The following is a 19662-nucleotide window of genomic DNA, read 5'->3' on the forward strand; positions in this document are numbered from 1 at the left end:
TACGGCCTGCCCGCCGGGGCCGCTGCGCTGGTGCCGCTGGGCGATTCGAGAAGCCGGGCGACCAGCGGCGTCATGCCGGTCGAGGATGCGGTGCCCGGTGGGGATGCCGACGCCGAAGCCATGCGATGGCCGCGAGGAGGACGCGGTTGTCCGCGCTTCGGGTGTGCCTCGCGCCGGGCCGTTGAGCCGGTCCACGGGCCACAGGGGTGCAGCCGACGTAGTCGGGGGCGGGGAAGGTTGGCGCGTGGCTTTGTTCACACGTTCCGGCAGCAGTTGTTCAGGGCTCTGGGAGGCATCGCACCGGAGGTGATGTTCACGAGAACGGGAGGCACCAGGCAAAGGGCAGGAAAAGGCTTGGCGAAGTCAGTCGTGACGGGCGAGCTTGGCCGCGGAGACGAGCAGGACCACGGCCAGCACAGGGATGAGGACCACGTCGGGGAACACGCCGAGCAGTAGCCCGCCCAGGACGGCGCCGGTGATCGAGCCTGCGGCCATGATCGCGGTGAAGCGGAGGCTGGCGCCCAGGACAGCGAAGCTGCCGTCACGGCTGTAGCGAGCGAACGCGACCAGCATGGTCGGCAGGGAGACCAGCAGGGAGAGGCTTCCGGCGGTCTTGATGTCCTCGCCGAATAGCAACACGATCGTCGGGATCAGCAGCTCGCCCCCTGCGACACCCATGATCGCGGCAACGACGCCGATGCCGAACCCAGCCGCGACTCCGGCGGGGATCTGGGCCCAGAGCGGCAGCGCGAGGGCGTCCAGGGTGGTGGTGTGGGTGAGGACCAGGGCGGCCGCCATGAGGACCATCAGCGAGGCCAGCACCTTGTAGAGGGTGGAGCTGCGCATGCGCACCGCCCAGCTCGCTCCGGCCCAGGCCCCGAGGAGACTGCCGGCCAGCAGGTTGACCGCGACCGGCCAGCGGGCCGCCACCTCGGCCGCCGGAACCGCCGAGAGGCGGGCGGGCAGCGCGACCAGGACCACGACCAGGCTCATCGCCTTGTTCAGGATCACTGCCGAGAGCGCCGCGAATCCGAACAGACCGATCAGCAGGGGCAGCCGGAATTCCGCGCCGCCCAGCCCGATCATCCCGCCCAGAACACCGATCGCCGCTCCCGTACCGAACACCATGGGTGCCGATCTCGTGGAGCGGAGAGGGACGAGGCTCCGGTCAGTGTCCACGATGGGCATCCTCGCTGGTCATGGATCCGTTCGCTACGACTTGGCCCCAGCTTCGAGGAATGCCACCGAGTACCCGCTGCGGACTTGTCAGGACCTCCGACTACCGGGTTCGGCCCGTTCACTCGGCTCTGCCCAGCACGCTCGGTGCTGTCGGGACTTCTTGTGGACAAAGCCACGGTGCGGCTGCTGTTGAGCTTGTAGACGTGTTGGAGGGCGAACTAGAGCCGTGCCGCCGTTTTCGGGCGCCTTCCTGTCGGAGAACGGTGATGGCTTTAAACCCCAGTCATAAAGTGCACTACTCGCGTAGCGTGTCATAGGGTGACCGGCTTGTGACGGGGGGTGATGGTCGTGCGGGCTGTTCAGACGCAGCGGAGGTTCCGGGGGAAGAACAAGGCTCCGAAGTGGAAGAAGCCTGAGGACGGGCGGGTGTCGGTGATGGTGTTGCCGCTGGCCGTCACGGACCCCGCCGACCTGGCCCGGCTGGAGAAGCTGTTCGGAGCAATGTGGAGCATCAAGCGGGCCGTCCAGCGTGATGCCCGTGCCAAGATCGATGCGTACTGGGCCGCCAAGAACGAGCGTGACGAGCACGGGGCGAAGGCCGTGCGGGAACGTCTCGGCCTGTCCCGTGAGGCCCTGGAGCGGTGTGCGTACAAGCACCTCGAATCCTCCGGGCACTTGAAGCACCACGTCTCGAAGGCCCTGGCGATGCACATGGCCGACGAGGTGTGGAACGGAGTCCAGCGCCACCTGTTCCCCGACAACTCGGGCAAGCGGCACGGCCGTCCGAAGGCCGGCCGCTGGCACGACTACACCCGCATTCCCGGCCGCGCCCGCTCCCACACCACCGACCGCAAGTGGGAGACCTTCCGCCTGGTCGGCAGCCTCCACGGCCACACCATGGCCTACACCGACGGCGGGCGGCACACCCTGATGCAGCCGCGCCGGATGCCAGCGCCGGGCACGCCGCGCAGCGAGGTGCCCACCGGCAAGACCTCCGCGTCAGGAAAGCCGGGCACACGCAAGGCGACCTGGTGGGACCACACCGGACCGCTCGCCGTGGTGTTCGCGGGCGGACCCGACTCCGGCCGGGGTGACCTCGTTCTCCCGGTGCGCATCCCGCAGCGGCCGGGCCAGTGGGCACGTGTCGAACACTTCCTCGCCAATCCCGGCCGCTGGCACAAGGTCGATCTCGTCCGCCGCCGCAAGGCGTCCGCGCCGGGCGGCTGGGTGTACGAGGCGCACCTGATGATCCTCGGCCCCGGATACACCGCTCCGGCCGTACGCGCCATGCGTGAGCAGGCCGCCGCCATGGACCGGATCGGCGGGGTGGACGGCAACGTTTCCAACGTCTCCGTCGTCTCCCTGCCCGCCAGCCTGGACGCCGCCAAGGGAGCCCCGGTCTCCACCGAGATCACTCTCAGCCCCGAGGAACGGGCGCTTCTGGAGCGGGAGGCGAAGAAGCGGCGCAGCCGTGCCAGGGCGCTGGAGCGTTCCCGCCGGGCGACGAACACCGCACAGTACGGGCTGTCGAAGAAGCAGGCCCGACGTGCGGAGCAGCGGACGGCCAAGGGACTCAAGCCCAAGACCGTCACCGTGCCGGGCGGTGCGCGTGCCGCCCGCGTCGATGGGGTGCCGAAGCAGGCGTTCCGCCGTGACCGGCTCTCCACGGGCTACCGGGATTTGCGCGCCCGCCAGGCCGAATCCGCTGCCTCCGCCGCCGAACACCGCAGCCACCGCGCCGCCTCCTCGCCCGGCAGATCATCGCCGCCCACGGCCCCGTGCTCGTGGTCGAGGACTGCGACATCCGCACCTGGTACCGGCTGTGGGGCAAGCGCCTCTCCCAGACCACCCCCGGCCTGCTCATCGCCGCCCTGGACCGCGAATGCCAGGCAGCGGGCGGCAGGCTCGTACGCGCCTCCACCTGGTCCACGACCCTTTCCCAGCACTGCCTGTGCGGCGAGCGCGTCTCCAAGACCCTGCGGGACCGCGAGCACCAGTGCACCGCCTGCGGCCTCGCAGGGAAGCGGGACCTCGTGTCCGCAGCCCTGGCGGCGTTCGTCCGCTTCGCCGACGTGGACGACCCCAAGACCGCGTACCTGGACACCACCTCGTCCCGGCACGCACAGATCGTTTTCGCACAAGGGCTGGAAGGAGCCCTGCGGGAGTCAACCGCACCGAGCCAGACCACCGTTCGCGGTGCTGGTCATGCGGCAGTTCCACGGCAACGCCGTGGAACCTCTGCTCCCCGAACCGCCGGACGGCGGTCCCGAGCAACCCCGGATGAGCCACGCCCCAAGCGTGACCACGCCGGAAAGCCCGGACACCGCCCCGGCCGCAACCCGCAGCTCACCTCCTGGTGAACTGCGGATCAAGTCTTAGAGGTACGGGCCCGAGCGGATGGCGCCGTGGGGGCCCTCTTCGTCGTCCTCGTGCGAGCCGCCCGGCGGAAGGGCGCGCCGCATCTGTTCCAGCTGGGCCCGCGCCGCCATCTGCTGCGCGAACAGGGCCGTCTGGATCCCGTGGAAGAGGCCCTCCAGCCAGCCCACCAACTGCGCCTGCGCGATCCGCAGTTCCGCCTCGGAGGGGACCGCCTCCTCGGTGAACGGCAGGGAGAGGCGCTCCAGTTCCTCGACCAGTTCCGGCGCCAGGCCGTCTTCCAGTTCCTTCACCGACGCCGCGTGGATGCCCTTGAGGCGGACCCGGCTGGCCTCGTCCAGAGGTGCGGCGCGGACTTCTTCCAGAAGTTGCTTGATCATGCTGCCGATGCGCATGACCTTGGCGGGCTGTTCGACCATCTCCGTCACTGGGACCTCGCGCGACTCGTCATCGGTGCCGCCGACCGCCTTCCCGTCCTGTCCCACGATCAGTACGTGCGGGGGGCTGTCCTGCGACCGTTCACTCCTCGGCATCTCCATGCCGTCATTCTCTCGCACACCTGCGTCCTCACACGGTGTGCCCCCGTACGGGCGTGATCCACCCTGTACGGGGGCAGCGACCTCAGCCGGCCGTCCGCCGGGCCAGCGCCCCGCTCGACTTCGTGACCAGCGCGGCCAGCAGCGCCGCGCCCAGCGGGACGAGGACCAGCAGTCCGGCGAGCGTCCCCCACGGCACCGCGATCGGCACGTACAGCTCGGTGTCCCGCACCGCGGTGTAGCCCATGTCGATGCCGTTCTCGATGAGCCGCAGTTCCTCCCGCTTCTGGGTGAGCCGCAGTCCGACCGCCGGCAGGATCCCGGCCGCCGAGCCGAGGACGACGCCCATCAGGGCCACGACCCCGCACTGGAAGCCGCTGAGCGTGCGCCGCACGCGCGGGGCCGCGCCGACCGCCGCCAGGGTCTTCAGGTCGGCCTCGGAGTCCGCCTGGGCCAGGCCGGTCGCGATGCCGGCGGCGCCGATGGTGACCAGGCCGGCGAAGACGCTGAGGGCGAGCAGGCCCAGGGTGCTCTGCTCCTGGTAGCCCTCCTCGATCTCGACCTGGGCGTCGGCGCCCATCCGGTCGACCTCCCCGTCCAGCCGCTGGCGCTGTTGGCTGCTCGCCTTCCCGTCGAGGCTGAAGTACGCGCCGGCCGGGGCCGTCGCGAGGCCGGCGGCCCGGGCGGCGGCGGGCGGCAGGACCAGTTGGACGCCCCAGGCCTCGGTGGTGTCGGGCGCCTGGTGGACGGCGAGCGCCCGGTCCTGGCCGGGCGGGTCGGCGCGCTTGGCGGAGGCCTCCTCGGCGCCGGCCGCGTCGGTGACGATCCGCAGGGTGACCTTCCCGTCCTTGACCTGGTTGCGGTCGAAGGAGACGGGCCGGCCCGCCTTCAGGGCCGCCGCGGAGCCGGGGTCGCCGATCGCGAGGACCTCCATCAGCTTCTCGTCGGCGACGACGATGTCGAAGGGGGCGCCGAAGGGGGCGCCGAACGTCCGTACCTTGCACCGCGGGTCCTGCCGCAGTTCGCGTATCCGCTCCGGCGGGAAGGCGGACGCGCCGTGCTCGGCCTCGGAGAGCGGGCAGCGCTGTTCCTTCGGGACGATGACCGCGACCCGGCCGCAGCCCGGTTCCGCGGAGCGCTCCGAGCAGTTCGGGCTGCCCACGACCAGCCGGTCCACATCGGCCCGTACCGCCACCGGCAGGTTCTTCGAGACGGCGTCGCGCAGCGCGGGCACGTCCTTGTGGCCGCTGGGGTCACCGCTCGTCAGGTAGCCGGCGTTGTCCGGGAGTGCGGCGGTGTACTCGTGCCGGTACTGGACCTCCCGGCTGTGCTGGTACGTGGACACCGCGACCGTTCCCGCGACGGCGGCCAGTACGGCGGCCACGGCCGGAGCCGTACGCCCCCGGTTGCGGACGGCGTCGCGCAGGGCGAGCCGCGGCGACAGCGGCAGCCACCGCCCGAGCCGCCCGAACAGGCCGACCAGCACGGGGGTGAGGGCGACGATGCCCAGCTCGGCGATGGCGCTGCCGCCCATGACGAGGGTGGGGCTGACCCGGAACCGGGTTCCGTAGAGGGCGATCGCGGCGCCGCCGGCGACGGCCAGGAGCCCGAGAACGGGCAGCACCCGGTTGGCCCGGCGCACGCCGCGGCGGCCGGTGAGGGAGGCCAGCACGGTCTGCCGGGAGGCGGTGACGGCGGGGACGAGCGCGGCCAGCAGGCCGGTCACGACGGCGACCAGGGCGATGCCCAGCAGTTCCAGCGGACGCACCTCGAAGCCGCCGAAACGGGCGCCGAGTTTCTCCTCCAGCAGGGGCCGCAGCCCGACGGTGAGGGCCACTCCGATCGCGGTGCCGGCGACGGCGGCGACGGCTCCGATCACCAGGCCGCCGGAGAGCACGACGGCCCGGATGTGCCGCCGGTCGCCGCCGTTGGCGCCGACCAGGCCCAGCTGCCGACGGGAGCGCCGGGCGCCGACCGCGAAGGCGGGTCCGGCGAGCAGGCAGATCTCCAGCATGGCGAGGCCGACGACGGTGACCAGCACGGCCCGCTCGGTCAGCTTGCCCTCCCCGCCCATGAGCTCCAGCTGCTCCTTGGGCTGCTGCTCGAACAGCGGCACCTCGGAATCGGCCGGCCGGTGCAGGAACACCGTGCGGGAGAGGACGAGCGCGCCCCGGGTGTTGGCCGCCTTGACCATGTTCCACGTGAAACCATCGCCGCCGACCGCGACGAGGTAGGTGGTCCGCGGGGTCATCGGGGGCGCCCCGGTGGCCGTGAGGGCCTTGTCGAGCGGGGCGAGCAGGGTGCCGGGCAGCGCGAGCAGTTCGGGGTGGGAGAGCTTGTCGGGCATCTCGTACGAGCCCACGATCCTGTACGGGGCCGGGGAGCCGCGCGGGGTCGCGGAGGAGCCCACGTGCAGGCCGGAGGCCTCCAGGAAGGCGTTGGTGGCGACGACCTCGCCCGGGCCCCGCGGCATCCGGCCCCGGTCGAGGGTGACCAGACCCCGGGTCAGCGGGTCGTGCACGTCCAGCTCGCGCAGGTCGGTCTGGAGCAGCCCGTGCGCGGTGTGCACCTTGGCGTGGCCCCGGACGTCCTCGGTGGCCCGGATCCCGGGCGGGAGCGCGGACTTCAGCGGCGGACGGTCCTGCGCCTTGCCGGGCCGGTACTTGTCGTAGCCGCCGACCGGCGCGTACTGCTCGCCGTTGGGGTGCTGGTAGATCGGCCCGGCCAGGCCGGAGGGGCTGATCCGGGCGTCGGCGGCGCCGAGCTCACGGGTCATCCGCTGGTCGGGGGAGAGTTCCGCGCTGCGCACCGTGAGGTCGATGGCGCTCATCCCGACGATGGGCAGGGCGAGCATGGCGAGGACGAGGGCGCTGCGGCCCTTGGCGCGCCAGGCGTCGCGGCGGGCTATTCGCAGGGCCGCGATCCAGGAGTGGTACCAGGCGGTGAGCGGGGAGGTCACAGGCCGGCCGCCCGCCCGGTGAGCAGGGAGTCGGCGTGGCTGCGCAGGGTCTCGTCGACGACGCTGCCGTCGCGCAGGAAGACGACCCGGTCCGCCCAGGCGGCGAACCGGGGTTCGTGCGTGACGAGGATCCCGGCCGCGCCCGCGTCGCAGCGGGAGCGCAGCAGCGCGAGCACGGACTCGCCGGTCTCGGAGTCGAGGGCGCCGGTGGGCTCGTCGGCCAGGACCAGGCGGCGCTCGCCGACCAGGGCGCGGGAGATGGCCACGCGCTGCTGCTGGCCGCCGGACATCTCGTCGGGGAAGCGGTCGGCGAGCCGGAGCAGGCCGATTTCCTCCAGCGCGGCGAGGGCGCAGCGGCGGGCCTTGCGGGCGGAGGTCCCGTCGAGTTCGAGGGGCAGGGCCACGTTCTCGGCGGCGGTGAGGGCCGGGATCAGGTTGTAGTCCTGGAAGACGTAGCCGATGCTGCGGCGGCGCAGCGCGGCCAGCTGCCTGCGGCCGGCGGTGGTGATGTCGACGCCCTCGACCAGGACGCGGCCGCTGGTGGGGCTGTCGAGCCCGCCGGCGAGGGTGAGCAGGGTGGACTTGCCGGAGCCGGACGGGCCCATGACGGCGACGAGTTCGCCGGGGTGGACGCTGAGGTCGACCCCGCGCAGGGCGTGCACCTCGGTGGCGCCGCTGCCGTGCGTGCGGACGAGTCGGTCCAGCTGGAGTACGGGCTGGGAGCTGTGGCTGTGCTGGTCGGGCATGAGGGATCCCCCTGGAACGGTCGTTCAGCCGCGCCGCGTGCGGGCGGCGGGGCTGGTGGTGCCGGTGGTGCCGGTGGTGGCACGGGACGGAGGAGGTTCGGCGGCGCCGGCGTCGGCGTCCGCCCCGGCGGTGGCCGGGCCGAGCGCGGCCAGCCGGACGAGCCGGGACTCGCAGTGGTCGAGCCAGCGGGCCTCGGCCTCGGTCTGGAAGATCAGCTGTTCCAGGACCAGCAGCCAGGCCAGGTCGTCGCGTTCGCGCGACGTGCCGCTCTCGATGGCGGCGAGGGCCCGGGCCTTGAGCCGGGTGTAGTCCTGCATCGCCTTGATCGTGGCGTGCCGCTGGGACTGGATGACGGCGCGGATGTCCACGCCGGGTGCGCCCACGGCCATGGCGAGCTTGATGGACAGCTCGTCGCGGGGCGGGTTGGCACGGTCGACGGGGCGCTCGTACCACTCGTGCAGTTCGGTGCGTCCGGTGTCGGTGATGGCGTAGAGGGTGTGGCCGGCCGCGTCCTCGCCGCCGGGGGCGACGAGTCCGTCGCGCTCCAGGCGGGCCAGGGTGGTGTACACCTGCCCGACGTTGAGGGGCCAGGTGGAGCCGGTGCGGGATTCGAACTCGGTGCGCAGCTGGGAGCCGTAGCGGGGGCCGCGTTCCAGCAGTGCGAGAAGGCCGTGACGGATCGACATACTCAGTATGTATACCGAGTATGCTCCCTCTCGCAAGCCGCCCCGGCACCTCCGGCCCCGCGCTCTCCCCCTACCGCCCCCGTCGCAGCCGCATGCCCATGTAGCCGAGCCCGAGCCCCATCAGGGCCAGCCCCGTGCCCAGCGGCAGCAGGTGCGCGGCCAGGTCGGCGGCCCGTTCGTTGGGCTCCGTACCGAGTGCCGTGACCGGGCCGGGCGGGCTCGGGACGGCGCTCGGCGGGGTGACGGGCTCCGGCCGCACCTGCGGCGGAGGCACCGGGTGGACCGGTCGCACGGGCCGGGAGAGGGCGACGAACTCGGGGCCGACCGGCGCGCCGGCGGGCCGCCCCGGGTGCTCCCGCCCGACGCCCGCGGCGCTGCCGGCGAGCTCCTCGTAAGCCTCCTGCGGTACCTCCTCGACTGCCTCCGGGAGGTGCTCCCCGTCCCCGTCGTCGGAGCGCGGGGCCGCGACGGCGCCGGCGGCACGGACAGGGGCGGCGGCGGGGGCGGCGCTCGCCGGCGCGGCGGCCAGCAGCGCGGCGGCGGCCAGCGCGGCCGCGGCCGTCCGGCGCGGCAGTCGGAGGTGTCGAGTCACGGGGTGCCCCTCCCCTTCCGTGCGGCCCGGACGCCGGATGTCGAGGCGTCGCACTCAGGTTGACATAGTGGGGCAAAACAGGCATCCCGGGCGGCCCGTCAGGGTGCCCGGGATGCCACTACCACCGGCTTAGCGGTACGGGTTGGCCAGCGAGCCGGAGCCGCAGAGCCGCTGGTAGCCGCCATCGGTGAAGGCGGCGGCCTCCACGCCGACCCGGGTGATGCCCCGGGCGTCGTCCAGGGAGGTGTTCCAGCTCTGGCTGCTGCCCGAGCCGTTGCTGTTCAGCCGCCACTGCCAGTACCGGCTGTTGCCCTTCGCGTCGAGGGTGTACAGCCGCACCCCCGCGATCCGGGAGTCGTCGGCGGTGTCCACGGCCGTCAGCCGCAGGTCGCGCAGGCTGTTCTTGCCGCCCCAGGTCCAGGTGGCGCTGCCGTAGGCCCCGGGGGAGGAGCAGTCCGAGGTGACGGACGCGGCGGCGGACGCGGGGGCGATCAGCAGGGCGGTGGCGGCGGCGGCGAAGGCCGCCGCGGTCAGGAGTCGCGAGACGTTGCGCAAGGGTTCCTCCATCGTGTGTGGAGGAACCATCCCGCGCGCGCCGCCCCCGGCGCACCGAGGCGCACCGACGCGCGACGGCCGCGGCCGAAGTGGCCGCGGCCGTCGCGTACGCGCTGGGACTACTGGGGGTTGCCGGTGGAGACGACCAGCGTGAACTCGGTGCTCTCCTTGGGGATGTCGGTGCCGGAGGCCGGCAGCTGCTCCAGGACGGTGTCCTGGCCGTAGACGGTCTCGTCGCGGTCCTGGACGGTGACCCTCCAGCCCGCCGCCTGGAGGCACTCCTTCACCGAGCGCAGGTTCTTGTACCGGAAGTCCGGGGCCACGACCTTGGTGGCGTCCTTGTAGGACTTCGTCGGGCTCTTGCACTTCTCCAGCTCGATCGTGCGCGAGGGGTCCGGCCCCTTGTGGCCCGCCTTGGCCGAGCCCGACGCGGACGCCGAGGCCGACGGGGAGGCCGAGTTCCCCTCGTCCTTGTCCTCGTCCATGTTCAGCACCGCGATCAGACCGCCGACGGCCAGCAGGGCCACGACGATCGCCCCGACGACGACCGGCGTGTTCCGCTTGCCGCCGCCCGAGGAGGCCGCCGGGGCGGGCGAGGGCGAGATGGTGAACGGCGGCGGGGTCTGCGGGGCGTACTGCTGCTGCGGCACCGGCGCCGGGGTGTGCGGGTACGCGTAACCGCCCTGCTGCTGGGGCTGCTGGGGCTGCTGATGCGTCTGGGGTGCGTACGGGGACGGCGGCGGGGTCTGCGGGGCCTGGTAGGGCTGCTGGAGCGACTGCGGCGGCGGTGCCTGGAAACCGGAGTCCACCGGCGGGAAGACGGCCGAGCCCACTCCCGCCCCGCTGCCGCCGGTCACGGCGCCCGGGACGATGACCGGGGCGCCGGTCTGCCCGGCCGACATCACGCGCAGGATCTCGTCCCGCATGGCCGAGGCCGTCGGGAAACGCTCGTTCGGGTTCTTCTTCAGGGCCCGCGCCACCAGCGCGTCCATCGCCGGGGTGACCGCCCGGTTGATGGACGACGGAGCCACCGGCTCCTCCTGGACGTGCGCGTACGCGATCGCCAGCGGCGAGTCCGCCTCGAAGGGGATCCGGCCCGTCAGCAGCTGGAACAGCATGATGCCGACGGAGTACAGGTCGGAGCGGGCGTCCACACCGCGCCCCAGCGCCTGCTCGGGCGACAGGTACTGAGGGGTGCCGACGACCATGCCGGTCTGCGTCATCGAGGTGACCCCCGACTGCATGGCCCGGGCGATGCCGAAGTCCATCACCTTGACCACGCCGCGCTTGGTCATCATCACGTTGCCGGGCTTGATGTCACGGTGGACCAGGCCCATCTCGTGACTGGTCTCCAGCGCGGCCAGCACGTCGGCCGTCACCTTCAGCGCCTTCTCCGCCGGCATGGCCCCGTACTGGCGGATGTCCGTGTCGAGGACGGAGCCGAGCGGCTGGCCCTCCACGTACTCCATGACGATGTACGGCATGACGGTGGCGTCGCCCGCGTCGGCGGCGAACGTGACCGTTCCCTCGCCCGTGTCGAAGACCGAGACGATATTGGTGTGCGACAGTTTCGCAACAGCCTGCGCTTCACGCCGGAAGCGCTCGCGGAAGGACGCCTCGCGCCCCAGTTCGCTGTGCAGGGTCTTGATCGCGACCTGGCGGTCGAGGGCGGAGTCGTACGCGAGGTAGACCGAGGCCATGCCTCCCTCGCCCAGCAAATCCCTTAGCTGGTAACGGCCACCGGCCAGGGAGCCGCCTGCGTACCGGCCCTGTGTGGCGTCCTGGCTCATGACTGTTGCTTCCCCTCGGGCTGTGTCCCTACGCGTCTGGCTGAGCGCATGTCGCGCCCAGTCTGCCGGAGGGCAAGCACACGTCAAGCCGGTGCCCGTTCCGTGACCACGGGCCTACGGGGCGTCTGTGTCCGAACGGTGACCGGTTCGGAGGCTGTAGCGTTCATCGGAGCACCCGATGAGGACCCACCGCTAGAGCGGACGAGAGAGACGACGGCGAGGACTGATGGCACCCGAACCCGAGGGAAACGGCGCCGGGATGACCGACGGTCCTGAGCACTGGGGCGCCGGCGGCCTCGTGGGTGACGGCCGCTACCGGCTGACCCACCGCCTGGGCCGCGGCGGCATGGCGGAGGTGTTCGCGGCCGAGGACGTCCGGCTGGGCCGCACCGTGGCCGTCAAGCTGCTGCGCGCCGACCTGGCCGAGGACCCGGTTTCCAAGGCCCGTTTCACCCGTGAGGCGCAGTCGGTCGCCGGCCTCAACCACCACGCCGTCGTCGCCGTGTACGACTCGGGCGAGGACCGGGTCGGGCCGAACGTGGTCCCCTACATCGTGATGGAGCTGGTCGAGGGCCGCACCATCCGCGACCTGCTGATCAGCGCCGAGGCCCCGGGGCCCGAGCAGGCCCTCATCATCGTGTCGGGCGTGCTGGAAGCGCTCGCGTACTCGCACCAGCACGGCATCGTGCACCGCGACATCAAGCCCGCCAACGTCATCATCACCAACACCGGCGCGGTGAAGGTGATGGACTTCGGCATCGCCCGCGCCCTGCACGGCGCGCAGTCGACGATGACCCAGACCGGCATGGTCATGGGCACCCCGCAGTACCTGTCGCCCGAACAGGCCCTCGGCAAGGCCGTGGACCACCGCAGCGACCTGTACGCCACCGGCTGCCTGCTCTACGAACTCCTCGCGCTGCGGCCCCCCTTCACCGGGGAGACCCCGCTGTCGGTGGTCTACCAGCACGTCCAGGACGCGCCGATCCCGCCCTCGCAGCTGCCCGAGGGCCACACGATCCCGCACGAACTCGACGGCATGGTCATGCGGTCGCTCGCCAAGGACCCGGACGACCGCTTCCAGAGTGCCGAGGAGATGCGCGGGCTCGTCCAGTACGCGCTCCAGATGCTCCAGGACCAGGGGCCGAACACCGGCACCTGGAACACCGGCCCCGTCACCATGGCGCTCCCGCAGGGCCAGCCGGGCGGCGCGAACACCGCGGCGATGGCGGCGGGCGGCAACGGCGGCCCGCGCCAGCAGTACCCCTCGCACGCCACGACCTCGCAGTTCCAGCAGCCGATGGTGCCCCCGCTGAACCCGGACGACGGCACGGCCTTCCCGGGCGGCGGCAACCACGGGCACGGCCGCGGCCAGGGCGGCCACGGCGGGTACGACGGCTACGACGACCGCCGCGGCGGCGGCAAGTGGAAGGCCTGGCTCTTCGCGGTGCTCGCGGTGCTCGCGATCGCCGGCGGTGTCGCGTACGCCGTCAAGAGCGGTGGTCTCGGCGGGGGCGGCAACAAGCCGAAGACCAACGTGACCACCCCGGCCACGTCGCCGAGCAGCAGCAACAGCACGCAGGACACCCCGTCGACCTCGCCGAGCGCGGAGACGGGCCGCTCGCACGAAGACGAGACGTTCGCGCCCACCCCGAGCCGCAGCAAGTTCACGCCGAGCACCACCCCGCCGCCGAAGAGCAGCCCGCCGGTCGAGTCGCCGAAGACCACCCCGCCGACCGAGCCTCCGAAGACCACCCCGCCGGTGGAGCCTCCGAAGACCACGCCGCCTACGGGCGGCGGCGGAAGCCCGGTCAGCGAAGTCGAATAGGCATATGAACAGGGCCCGGTGGAATTCCTTCCTCCGGGCCCTTTCACAGCGCGTGCTGGAACCGCCGGTCCCGGCACGCCGGATTCCCGGCCAGGGTGTGCGCGGTGACGAGCTGGGGTTCGATGCGCATGTAGACGGGGTCGAACACTTCCCCGTCCACGAAATGCGGCCCCGGACCGAATAGTTCCAGTTCCGCGGTGGCCGGTTCGACGAGCTGCGCGGTTCCGGTGCACTGCACCGTCCAGAGCGACGGCTCCCCGGAATTGAAGTTGTCGGCCCCGTAGGCCACGACACTGCCGTTGCAGGCCTGGTGATAGCCGAAACCGGCGTGCATTCTCAGGACGACCCTGCCGTCCACCACGATGTGGCGGGCGACGGCGAGGAAAGGGAGCGCGCGCATGCTGGTCGCGACCCGGCCGTAGGGCACGCGGCGCAGCAGGTCGATGGCCTGGAGTTCCTCTGGGGACATGCAGACCACTCTCGGGCACCGGCGGAGCGCCGGAAAGAGGAGCCCGCCCCGATGATCGAGGACGTTGGTCCCGAATTGAACAGTGTGCCCCGGGGCATCACGCGGCCACGGGGCGTCACACTGGAGAACCGCTCGAGGAACGGTCCGCAGCGGGTCGAGGCGGGGTGATCCGCCCCCTGGAACCCTGCTAGCGCTTCTCCGCCTGGAGGCGGGCCACGTACGCGGCGGCCTGGGATCGGCGCTCCATGCCCAGCTTGGACAGCAGGCTGGAGACGTAGTTCTTGATCGTCTTCTCGGCCAGGTGCAGGCGCTCGCCGATCACGCGGTTCGTCAGGCCCTCGCCGATCAGGTCGAGGATCTTCCGCTCCTGCTCGGTGAGGTTGGAGAGCCGGTCGTCACCCTTGCCGTTCTTGCCGTCGCGCAGCCGCTCCAGCACCCGCGCGGTGGCGACGGGGTCCAGCAGCGACCTGCCGGCCGCCACGTCCCGTACGGCGCTGAGCAGCTCGTTTCCGCGGATCGCCTTGAGGACGTAGCCCGAGGCACCCGCCATGATCGCGTCGAACAGCGCCTCGTCGTCGGCGAACGAGGTGAGCATCAGGCACTTGATGTCCTCGTTCTGGGAGCGCACCTCGCGGCAGACCTCCACACCACTGCCGTCGGGCAGCCGTACGTCGAGAACCGCCACGTCGGGGCGGGTGGCCGGGATGCGGACCAGGGCGTCGGCCGCCGTACCGGCCTCGCCGACGATCTCGATGTCCTCTTCGACCGACAAAAGCTCATGAACGCCCCGACGTACCACTTCGTGGTCGTCCAGGAGAAATACCTTGATTTTTCCGTCTTCGCGCACGAAGTCATCTTCACACACTCACCTCTTCCCTGCCGGAGTTACCCGGGATAACGTGCCGTTGTTCCGGCCCCCTGCAAGGCTGTGACCAGTGGATGTTCCCGCAGCGGCCGATTTACTTGGATATCCAAGCAAAATCGCAGGTCAAACGGGGTTTCGCAGTTATGCGTCGCACTGGGTAACGTGCTGTGCGCAGGGCACTCGCCGGGGCACCTGTCACGCCTGAATCCGATACGTGCCGTGCACCCACCCCGTGCACGGGTACGGATACAGGTGAGCCGCACTGGTCCCCGGAGAACCCGGGTGCCGGACCGACGGAGGAGCACACGTGACCGTGGAGAGCACTGCCGCGCGCAAGCCGCGACGCAGCAGCGGCACCAAGCGGGCGGCCGGAGCGGCAAGCGCCCGCAAGACCGCCGCTGCCACCGCACAGCCGCACGACGCCGAGCCTCAGCTCGTACAACTGCTGACGCCCGAGGGTGAACGGGTCGAGGTCGAGGGCAACCCCGACATCGCGGAATTCGCGCCCTTCGTCGCGGACATCACCACCGAGGACCTGCGCGGTCTCTACCGCGACATGGTCCTGACCCGCCGCTTCGACGGCGAGGCGACCGCCCTCCAGCGCCAGGGCGAGCTGGGCCTGTGGGCCTCGCTGCTGGGCCAGGAGGCCGCGCAGATCGGCTCCGGCCGGGCCCTGCGCGACGACGACTACGTCTTCCCGACCTACCGGGAGCACGGCGTGGCCTGGTGCCGGGGCGTCGACCCGACCAACCTGCTCGGCATGTTCCGCGGTGTGAACCACGGCGGCTGGGACCCGAACACCAACAACTTCCACCTGTACACGATCGTCATCGGCTCGCAGACCCTGCACGCGACCGGTTACGCGATGGGTGTGGCCAAGGACGGCGCCGACTCGGCGGTCATCGCCTACTTCGGCGACGGCGCGTCCAGCCAGGGCGACGTGGCCGAGGCCTTCACCTTCTCGGCCGTCTACAACTCCCCCGTGGTGTTCTTCTGCCAGAACAACCAGTGGGCCATCTCCGAGCCGACCGAGCGCCAGATGCGCGTGCCGCTCTACCAGCGCGCGCAGGGCTTCGGCTTCCCCGGCGTCCGCGTCGACGGCAACGACGTCCTGGCCTGCCTCGCGGTCACCCGCTGGGCGCTGGAGCGGGCCCGCCGCGGGGAGGGCCCGACCCTGGTCGAGGCCTTCACCTACCGCATGGGCGCGCACACCACCTCCGACGACCCGACCAAGTACCGGCTCGACGAGGAGACCGCGGCCTGGGAGGCGAAGGACCCGATCCTGCGCCTGAAGACCCACCTGCTGGCCACCGGGGGCGCCGACGAGGCGTTCTTCGAGGAGCTGGAGGCCGAGAGCGAGGTCCTGGGCAAGCGGGTGCGCGAGGTCGTGCGCTCCATGCCCGACCCCGACACCATGGCGATCTTCGAGAACGTCTACGCGGACGGGCACGCGCTCGTCGACGAGGAGCGCGCCCAGTTCGCGGCCTACCTCGCGTCCTTCGAGGAGGGTCACTGATGGCAGTCGAGAAGCTTTCGATCGCGAAGGCGCTCAACAATTCGCTGCGCAAGGCCCTGGAGACGGACCCCAAGGTCCTGATCATGGGCGAGGACGTCGGCAAGCTGGGCGGCGTCTTCCGGATCACCGACGGCCTCCAGAAGGACTTCGGCGAGGAGCGGGTCATCGACACCCCGCTCGCCGAGTCCGGCATCGTCGGCACCGCCATCGGCCTGGCCCTGCGCGGCTACCGGCCGGTCGTGGAGATCCAGTTCGACGGGTTCGTCTTCCCCGCGTACGACCAGATCGTCACGCAGCTCGCGAAGATGCACGCCCGCGCGCTCGGCAAGATCAAGCTGCCGGTCGTCGTGCGCATCCCGTACGCCGGCGGCATCGGCGCGGTCGAGCACCACAGCGAGTCCCCCGAGGCGCTCTTCGCGCACGTCCCGGGCCTGAAGGTGGTCTCGCCGTCGAACGCGAGCGACGCGTACTGGATGCTCCAGCAGGCGATCCTCAGCGACGACCCGGTGATCTTCTTCGAGCCGAAGCGCCGCTACTGGGACAAGGGCGAGGTCGACACCGAGGCCATCCCCGGCGAGCTCCACAAGGCGCGGGTCGCCCGCGCCGGCACGGACGTCACCCTGGCCGCGTACGGCCCGATGGTGAAGGTCTGCCTGGAGGCGGCGGCCGCGGCCGCCGAGGAGGGCAAGTCGGTGGAGGTCGTGGACCTGCGCTCGATGTCCCCGGTCGACTTCGACGGGATCCAGGCGTCGGTGGAGCGGACCCGCCGGCTCGTGGTCGTCCACGAGGCCCCGGTGTTCCTCGGTATGGGCGCGGAGATCGCCGCCCGCATCACGGAGCGGTGCTTCTACCACCTGGAGGCGCCGGTACTGCGCGTGGGCGGCTTCCACGCCCCGTACCCGCCGGCCCGCCTGGAGGACGAGTACCTGCCGGGCCTGGACAGGGTGCTCGACGCCGTCGACCGCTCGCTGGCGTACTGAGGAGAGCCCTGCCATGACGATCCGCGAATTCAAGATGCCCGACGTGGGCGAGGGCCTGACCGAGGCCGAGATCCTCAAGTGGTACGTCCAGCCGGGTGACACGGTCACCGACGGGCAGGTCGTCTGCGAGGTCGAGACGGCGAAGGCGGCCGTGGAGCTGCCGATCCCCTTCGACGGGGTGGTGCACGCGCTGCTCTTCGAGGAGGGCGTGACGGTCGACGTCGGCCAGGTCATCATCTCCGTCGAGACCGGTCCGGCCGGGGGCGACGAGGCCCCGGCGGGCTCGGAGGCCGCCGCTCCGGCTGCTCCGGCCGCCGCGGCCGCTCCGGCCGAGGAGGAGCCGGTGGCCGAGGGCCGCCAGCCCGTGCTCGTCGGCTACGGCGTCTCCACCGCGTCCACGAAGCGCCGCCCGCGCAAGGCCCCCGCGGCCGCCCAGAACGGTACGGCTCCGGCCGCCCCGGCCGTGGTTCCGGCGCAGCCGGCCCCCGCTGCCGCGGCCCCGCAGAACGGCACCGCGTACGCCAACGGCAACGGCACGGCGCAGCCGACGGCGGAGCGGCCGCTGGCCAAGCCGCCCGTGCGCAAGCTCGCCAAGGACCTCGGCATCGACCTGGCCGCGGTGGTCCCCACCGGCGACGGCGGGGTCGTGACCCGGGAGGACGTGCACGCCGCCGCGGCGGCCGCGATCACCCCGCAGGCGCCGGCCCCGGCCGCCGCCCCCGCGCCCGTGGCAGCGGTCGTACCGGCCCCGGCCGAGACGGCCCCGGCAGTCCCCGCGACCGCCCGGGAGACCCGTATCCCGGTCAAGGGCGTCCGCAAGGTCACCGCCCAGGCCATGGTCAACTCCGCCTTCACCGCGCCGCACGTCACCGAGTTCATCACCCTCGACGTGACGCGCACGATGAAGCTGGTCCAGGAGCTCAAGGAGGACCCGGACCTCGCCGGGCTCCGCATCAACCCGCTGCTCCTGATCGCCAAGGCCGTCCTCGTGGCCGTCCGCCGCAACCCGGAGGTCAACGCCTCCTGGGACGAGGCGGCCCAGGAGATCGTGCTCAAGCACTACGTCAACCTGGGCATCGCGGCGGCCACCCCGCGCGGGCTGATCGTCCCGAACATCAAGGACGCGCACGCCAAGACCCTGGCGGAGCTGTCGACGGGCCTGTCCGACCTGGTCGCCACGGCCCGCGACGGCAAGACCTCCCCGGCCGACATGCAGAACGGCACCCTCACCATCACCAACGTCGGCGTCTTCGGCGTCGACACCGGTACGCCCATCCTGAACCCCGGCGAGTCCGCGATCCTCGCGGTCGGCGCGATCAAGCTCCAGCCGTGGGTCCACAAGGGCAAGGTGAAGCCGCGCCAGGTCACCACCCTGGCCCTGTCGTTCGACCACCGTCTCATCGACGGCGAGCTGGGCTCCCGCTTCCTGGCCGACATCGCGGCGGTCCTGGAACACCCGCGCCGGCTGGTCACCTGGTCGTAGCGCGAGCGCTGACACCCACCGACGGCCGGACCCCCTCCAGGGGCCCGGCCGTCGGGCGTTCGACCGGCAAAAACGCTGGTCGGGGGTGGTGGGGCAGTGTGATCATCGGCGGATGAGATTCCGTGCCGCCACCGCAGACCCCGCCGCCACGGCAGACCCCGCCGGCCCCGCAGAGCCCGCCGCATACCCCGCCGGCCTCGACCGCGCCCTGGCCTACCAGGCCGACGGGCCCGTCGCCGCCCTCGCTCCCGACCGCGTCCGCGAGGAGTTCGAGGCGAACCGCTTCCGCCCCGAGTGGACCTGGTTCGCCGAGGACGACAACGGCGAGGTGCTGGCCCGCGCCCTGTGGTGGGGCCGCGCCGACAGCGAGCGGCCGATCGCCCTCGACTGCCTCCAGGTCCGCTCCACGGTCGCCGATCCGGCCGCCGTGGCCGCCGGGCTGCTGGAGGCCGGGCACACCGCCTTCGGCAAGCGCCCCGGCTACAACCTCTCCCTGCCCCGGGGCTGGCGAGAGGACGAGGCCCTGGTCGAGGCGGTGGCCTGGCGGCAGGAGGCCGCGCGGCGGACCGGCCTGACCCGCGAGATCGAGCGGCTGCGCTACGAGTGGGCGCCGGCCGCCGGGACCGGCGAGCCCAGCGGGAAGCTCGTCTTCCGCGAGGGCACCGACGAGGAGTTCCTCGACGTCTTCGGCCGGCTCTCGCGCGGCAGCCTCGACCTGGGCACGCAGGACGGACTGCGCACGATGACCGAGGAGGAATTCGCCCGCGACGACTTCGAGTACTACCGCGACTGCCCGGGCGAGCGCTCCTGGTGGCGCCTCGCGCACCTTCCCGACGGCACCCTGGCCGGGATGGCCATCCCCTCCGCGACCCCCTACCACCGCAACGTCGGCTACCTGGGCGTCGTCCCCGAGCAGCGCGGCCGGGGCCTGATCGACGAGATCCTCGCCGAGATCACCCGCTTCCACGCCTCCGAGGGCGCCGAGCGCATCACCGCGACCACCGACACCGTCAACCTCCCGATGGCCGCCGCCTTCGACCGGGCCGGCTACGGGGTCACCGAGATCCGCCTCGTGCTGGAGGAACCGCCCGCGGCCTGAGGCGG

At 72.0% G+C, this 19662-nt stretch carries 16 protein-coding genes; 6 read left to right on the forward strand and 10 right to left on the reverse strand.

Translation table 11 applies throughout. The features are described from left to right. Positions 1–363: 363 nt before the first annotated feature. Positions 364–1128 (reverse strand): sulfite exporter TauE/SafE family protein, encoded by a 765-nt coding sequence (locus OOK34_RS12420; protein ID WP_267033906.1) that lies wholly within the window; start codon positions 1126–1128, stop codon positions 364–366. Positions 1129–2963: 1835 nt separating this feature from the next. Between OOK34_RS12420 and OOK34_RS12425 the strand changes: the two genes are divergently transcribed. Next, entirely contained in the window at positions 2964–3539 is a 576-nt protein-coding gene (locus tag OOK34_RS12425) for a zinc ribbon domain-containing protein (RefSeq protein WP_267036719.1), read from the forward strand. Positions 3540–3554: 15 nt separating this feature from the next. On the opposite strand, the gene OOK34_RS12430 is transcribed toward OOK34_RS12425, so the two are convergent. The 7 genes from OOK34_RS12430 to OOK34_RS12460 all read right to left on the reverse strand — a co-directional run bounded on the left by OOK34_RS12430 (position 3555) and on the right by OOK34_RS12460 (position 11420). Next, a complete protein-coding gene (locus tag OOK34_RS12430) occupies positions 3555–4094 on the reverse strand; it encodes a bacterial proteasome activator family protein (RefSeq protein ID WP_267033907.1) in 540 nt (179 codons plus the stop codon). An 82-nt stretch (positions 4095–4176) separates the two neighbouring features. Further along, positions 4177–6945: an FtsX-like permease family protein gene (locus OOK34_RS12435; protein WP_267036720.1), complete on the reverse strand. Its 2769-nt coding sequence runs from the start codon at positions 6943–6945 to the stop codon at positions 4177–4179. Between the two features lie 101 nt (positions 6946–7046). Next, entirely contained in the window at positions 7047–7796 is a 750-nt protein-coding gene (locus OOK34_RS12440; RefSeq protein WP_267033908.1) for an ABC transporter ATP-binding protein, read from the reverse strand. Between the two features lie 24 nt (positions 7797–7820). Further along, entirely contained in the window at positions 7821–8483 is a 663-nt protein-coding gene (locus tag OOK34_RS12445; protein WP_267033909.1) for a PadR family transcriptional regulator, read from the reverse strand. A gap of 70 nt (positions 8484–8553) precedes the next feature. Then, the gene (locus OOK34_RS12450) at positions 8554–9075 is read right to left on the reverse strand and encodes a hypothetical protein (RefSeq protein ID WP_267033910.1); all 522 of its coding nucleotides are present in this window, start codon (positions 9073–9075) and stop codon (positions 8554–8556) included. 129 nt (positions 9076–9204) lie between these two features. Next, positions 9205–9642 (reverse strand): hypothetical protein, encoded by a 438-nt coding sequence (locus OOK34_RS12455; protein ID WP_267033911.1) that lies wholly within the window; start codon positions 9640–9642, stop codon positions 9205–9207. Between the two features lie 107 nt (positions 9643–9749). Beyond that, a complete protein-coding gene (locus OOK34_RS12460) occupies positions 9750–11420 on the reverse strand; it encodes a protein kinase (protein WP_267033912.1) in 1671 nt (556 codons plus the stop codon). A 226-nt stretch (positions 11421–11646) separates the two neighbouring features. Here OOK34_RS12460 and OOK34_RS12465 point away from each other — a divergent pair, with 226 nt between their 5' ends. Then, complete coding sequence (locus OOK34_RS12465) at positions 11647–13245, forward strand: protein kinase (RefSeq protein WP_267033913.1); 1599 nt, start codon at positions 11647–11649, stop codon at positions 13243–13245. Positions 13246–13288: 43 nt separating this feature from the next. On the opposite strand, the gene OOK34_RS12470 is transcribed toward OOK34_RS12465, so the two are convergent. Then, the gene (locus tag OOK34_RS12470) at positions 13289–13714 is read right to left on the reverse strand and encodes a pyridoxamine 5'-phosphate oxidase family protein (RefSeq protein ID WP_267033914.1); all 426 of its coding nucleotides are present in this window, start codon (positions 13712–13714) and stop codon (positions 13289–13291) included. Positions 13715–13901: 187 nt separating this feature from the next. After that, on the reverse strand, positions 13902–14561 hold the full coding sequence (locus tag OOK34_RS12475; protein WP_267033915.1) for a response regulator transcription factor: 660 nt from the start codon (positions 14559–14561) through the stop codon (positions 13902–13904). Positions 14562–14886: 325 nt separating this feature from the next. Here OOK34_RS12475 and pdhA point away from each other — a divergent pair, with 325 nt between their 5' ends. The 4 genes from pdhA (at position 14887) to OOK34_RS12495 (ending at position 19657) form a co-directional block, all read left to right on the forward strand. Beyond that, on the forward strand, positions 14887–16095 hold the full coding sequence (gene pdhA / locus OOK34_RS12480) for a pyruvate dehydrogenase (acetyl-transferring) E1 component subunit alpha (protein WP_267033916.1): 1209 nt from the start codon (positions 14887–14889) through the stop codon (positions 16093–16095). Beyond that, on the forward strand, positions 16095–17075 hold the full coding sequence (locus OOK34_RS12485) for an alpha-ketoacid dehydrogenase subunit beta (protein ID WP_267033917.1): 981 nt from the start codon (positions 16095–16097) through the stop codon (positions 17073–17075). Before pdhA ends, OOK34_RS12485 begins: the two co-directional genes overlap by 1 nt. 13 nt (positions 17076–17088) lie before the next feature. Continuing rightward, the gene (locus OOK34_RS12490; protein ID WP_267033918.1) at positions 17089–18558 is read left to right on the forward strand and encodes a dihydrolipoamide acetyltransferase family protein; all 1470 of its coding nucleotides are present in this window, start codon (positions 17089–17091) and stop codon (positions 18556–18558) included. A gap of 112 nt (positions 18559–18670) precedes the next feature. Further along, positions 18671–19657 (forward strand): GNAT family N-acetyltransferase, encoded by a 987-nt coding sequence (locus OOK34_RS12495; protein ID WP_267033919.1) that lies wholly within the window; start codon positions 18671–18673, stop codon positions 19655–19657. Positions 19658–19662: the final 5 nt, after the last annotated feature.

This window comes from Streptomyces sp. NBC_00091, assembly GCF_026343185.1.
GTDB lineage: Bacteria > Actinomycetota > Actinomycetes > Streptomycetales > Streptomycetaceae > Streptomyces.

Coding starts and splice junctions, on each gene's coding strand:
- OOK34_RS12420 (WP_267033906.1), bottom strand. CDS start 1,128: ATGGTGTTCGGTACGGGAGCGGCGATCGGTGTTCTGGGCGGGATGATC.
- OOK34_RS12430 (WP_267033907.1), bottom strand. CDS start 4,094: ATGGAGATGCCGAGGAGTGAACGGTCGCAGGACAGCCCCCCGCACGTA.
- OOK34_RS12435 (WP_267036720.1), bottom strand. CDS start 6,945: ATGCTCGCCCTGCCCATCGTCGGGATGAGCGCCATCGACCTCACGGTG.
- OOK34_RS12440 (WP_267033908.1), bottom strand. CDS start 7,796: ATGCCCGACCAGCACAGCCACAGCTCCCAGCCCGTACTCCAGCTGGAC.
- OOK34_RS12445 (WP_267033909.1), bottom strand. CDS start 8,483: ATGTCGATCCGTCACGGCCTTCTCGCACTGCTGGAACGCGGCCCCCGC.
- OOK34_RS12455 (WP_267033911.1), bottom strand. CDS start 9,642: ATGGAGGAACCCTTGCGCAACGTCTCGCGACTCCTGACCGCGGCGGCC.
- OOK34_RS12460 (WP_267033912.1), bottom strand. CDS start 11,420: ATGAGCCAGGACGCCACACAGGGCCGGTACGCAGGCGGCTCCCTGGCC.
- OOK34_RS12465 (WP_267033913.1), top strand. CDS start 11,647: ATGGCACCCGAACCCGAGGGAAACGGCGCCGGGATGACCGACGGTCCT.
- OOK34_RS12470 (WP_267033914.1), bottom strand. CDS start 13,714: ATGTCCCCAGAGGAACTCCAGGCCATCGACCTGCTGCGCCGCGTGCCC.
- OOK34_RS12485 (WP_267033917.1), top strand. CDS start 16,095: ATGGCAGTCGAGAAGCTTTCGATCGCGAAGGCGCTCAACAATTCGCTG.
- OOK34_RS12490 (WP_267033918.1), top strand. CDS start 17,089: ATGACGATCCGCGAATTCAAGATGCCCGACGTGGGCGAGGGCCTGACC.
- OOK34_RS12495 (WP_267033919.1), top strand. CDS start 18,671: ATGAGATTCCGTGCCGCCACCGCAGACCCCGCCGCCACGGCAGACCCC.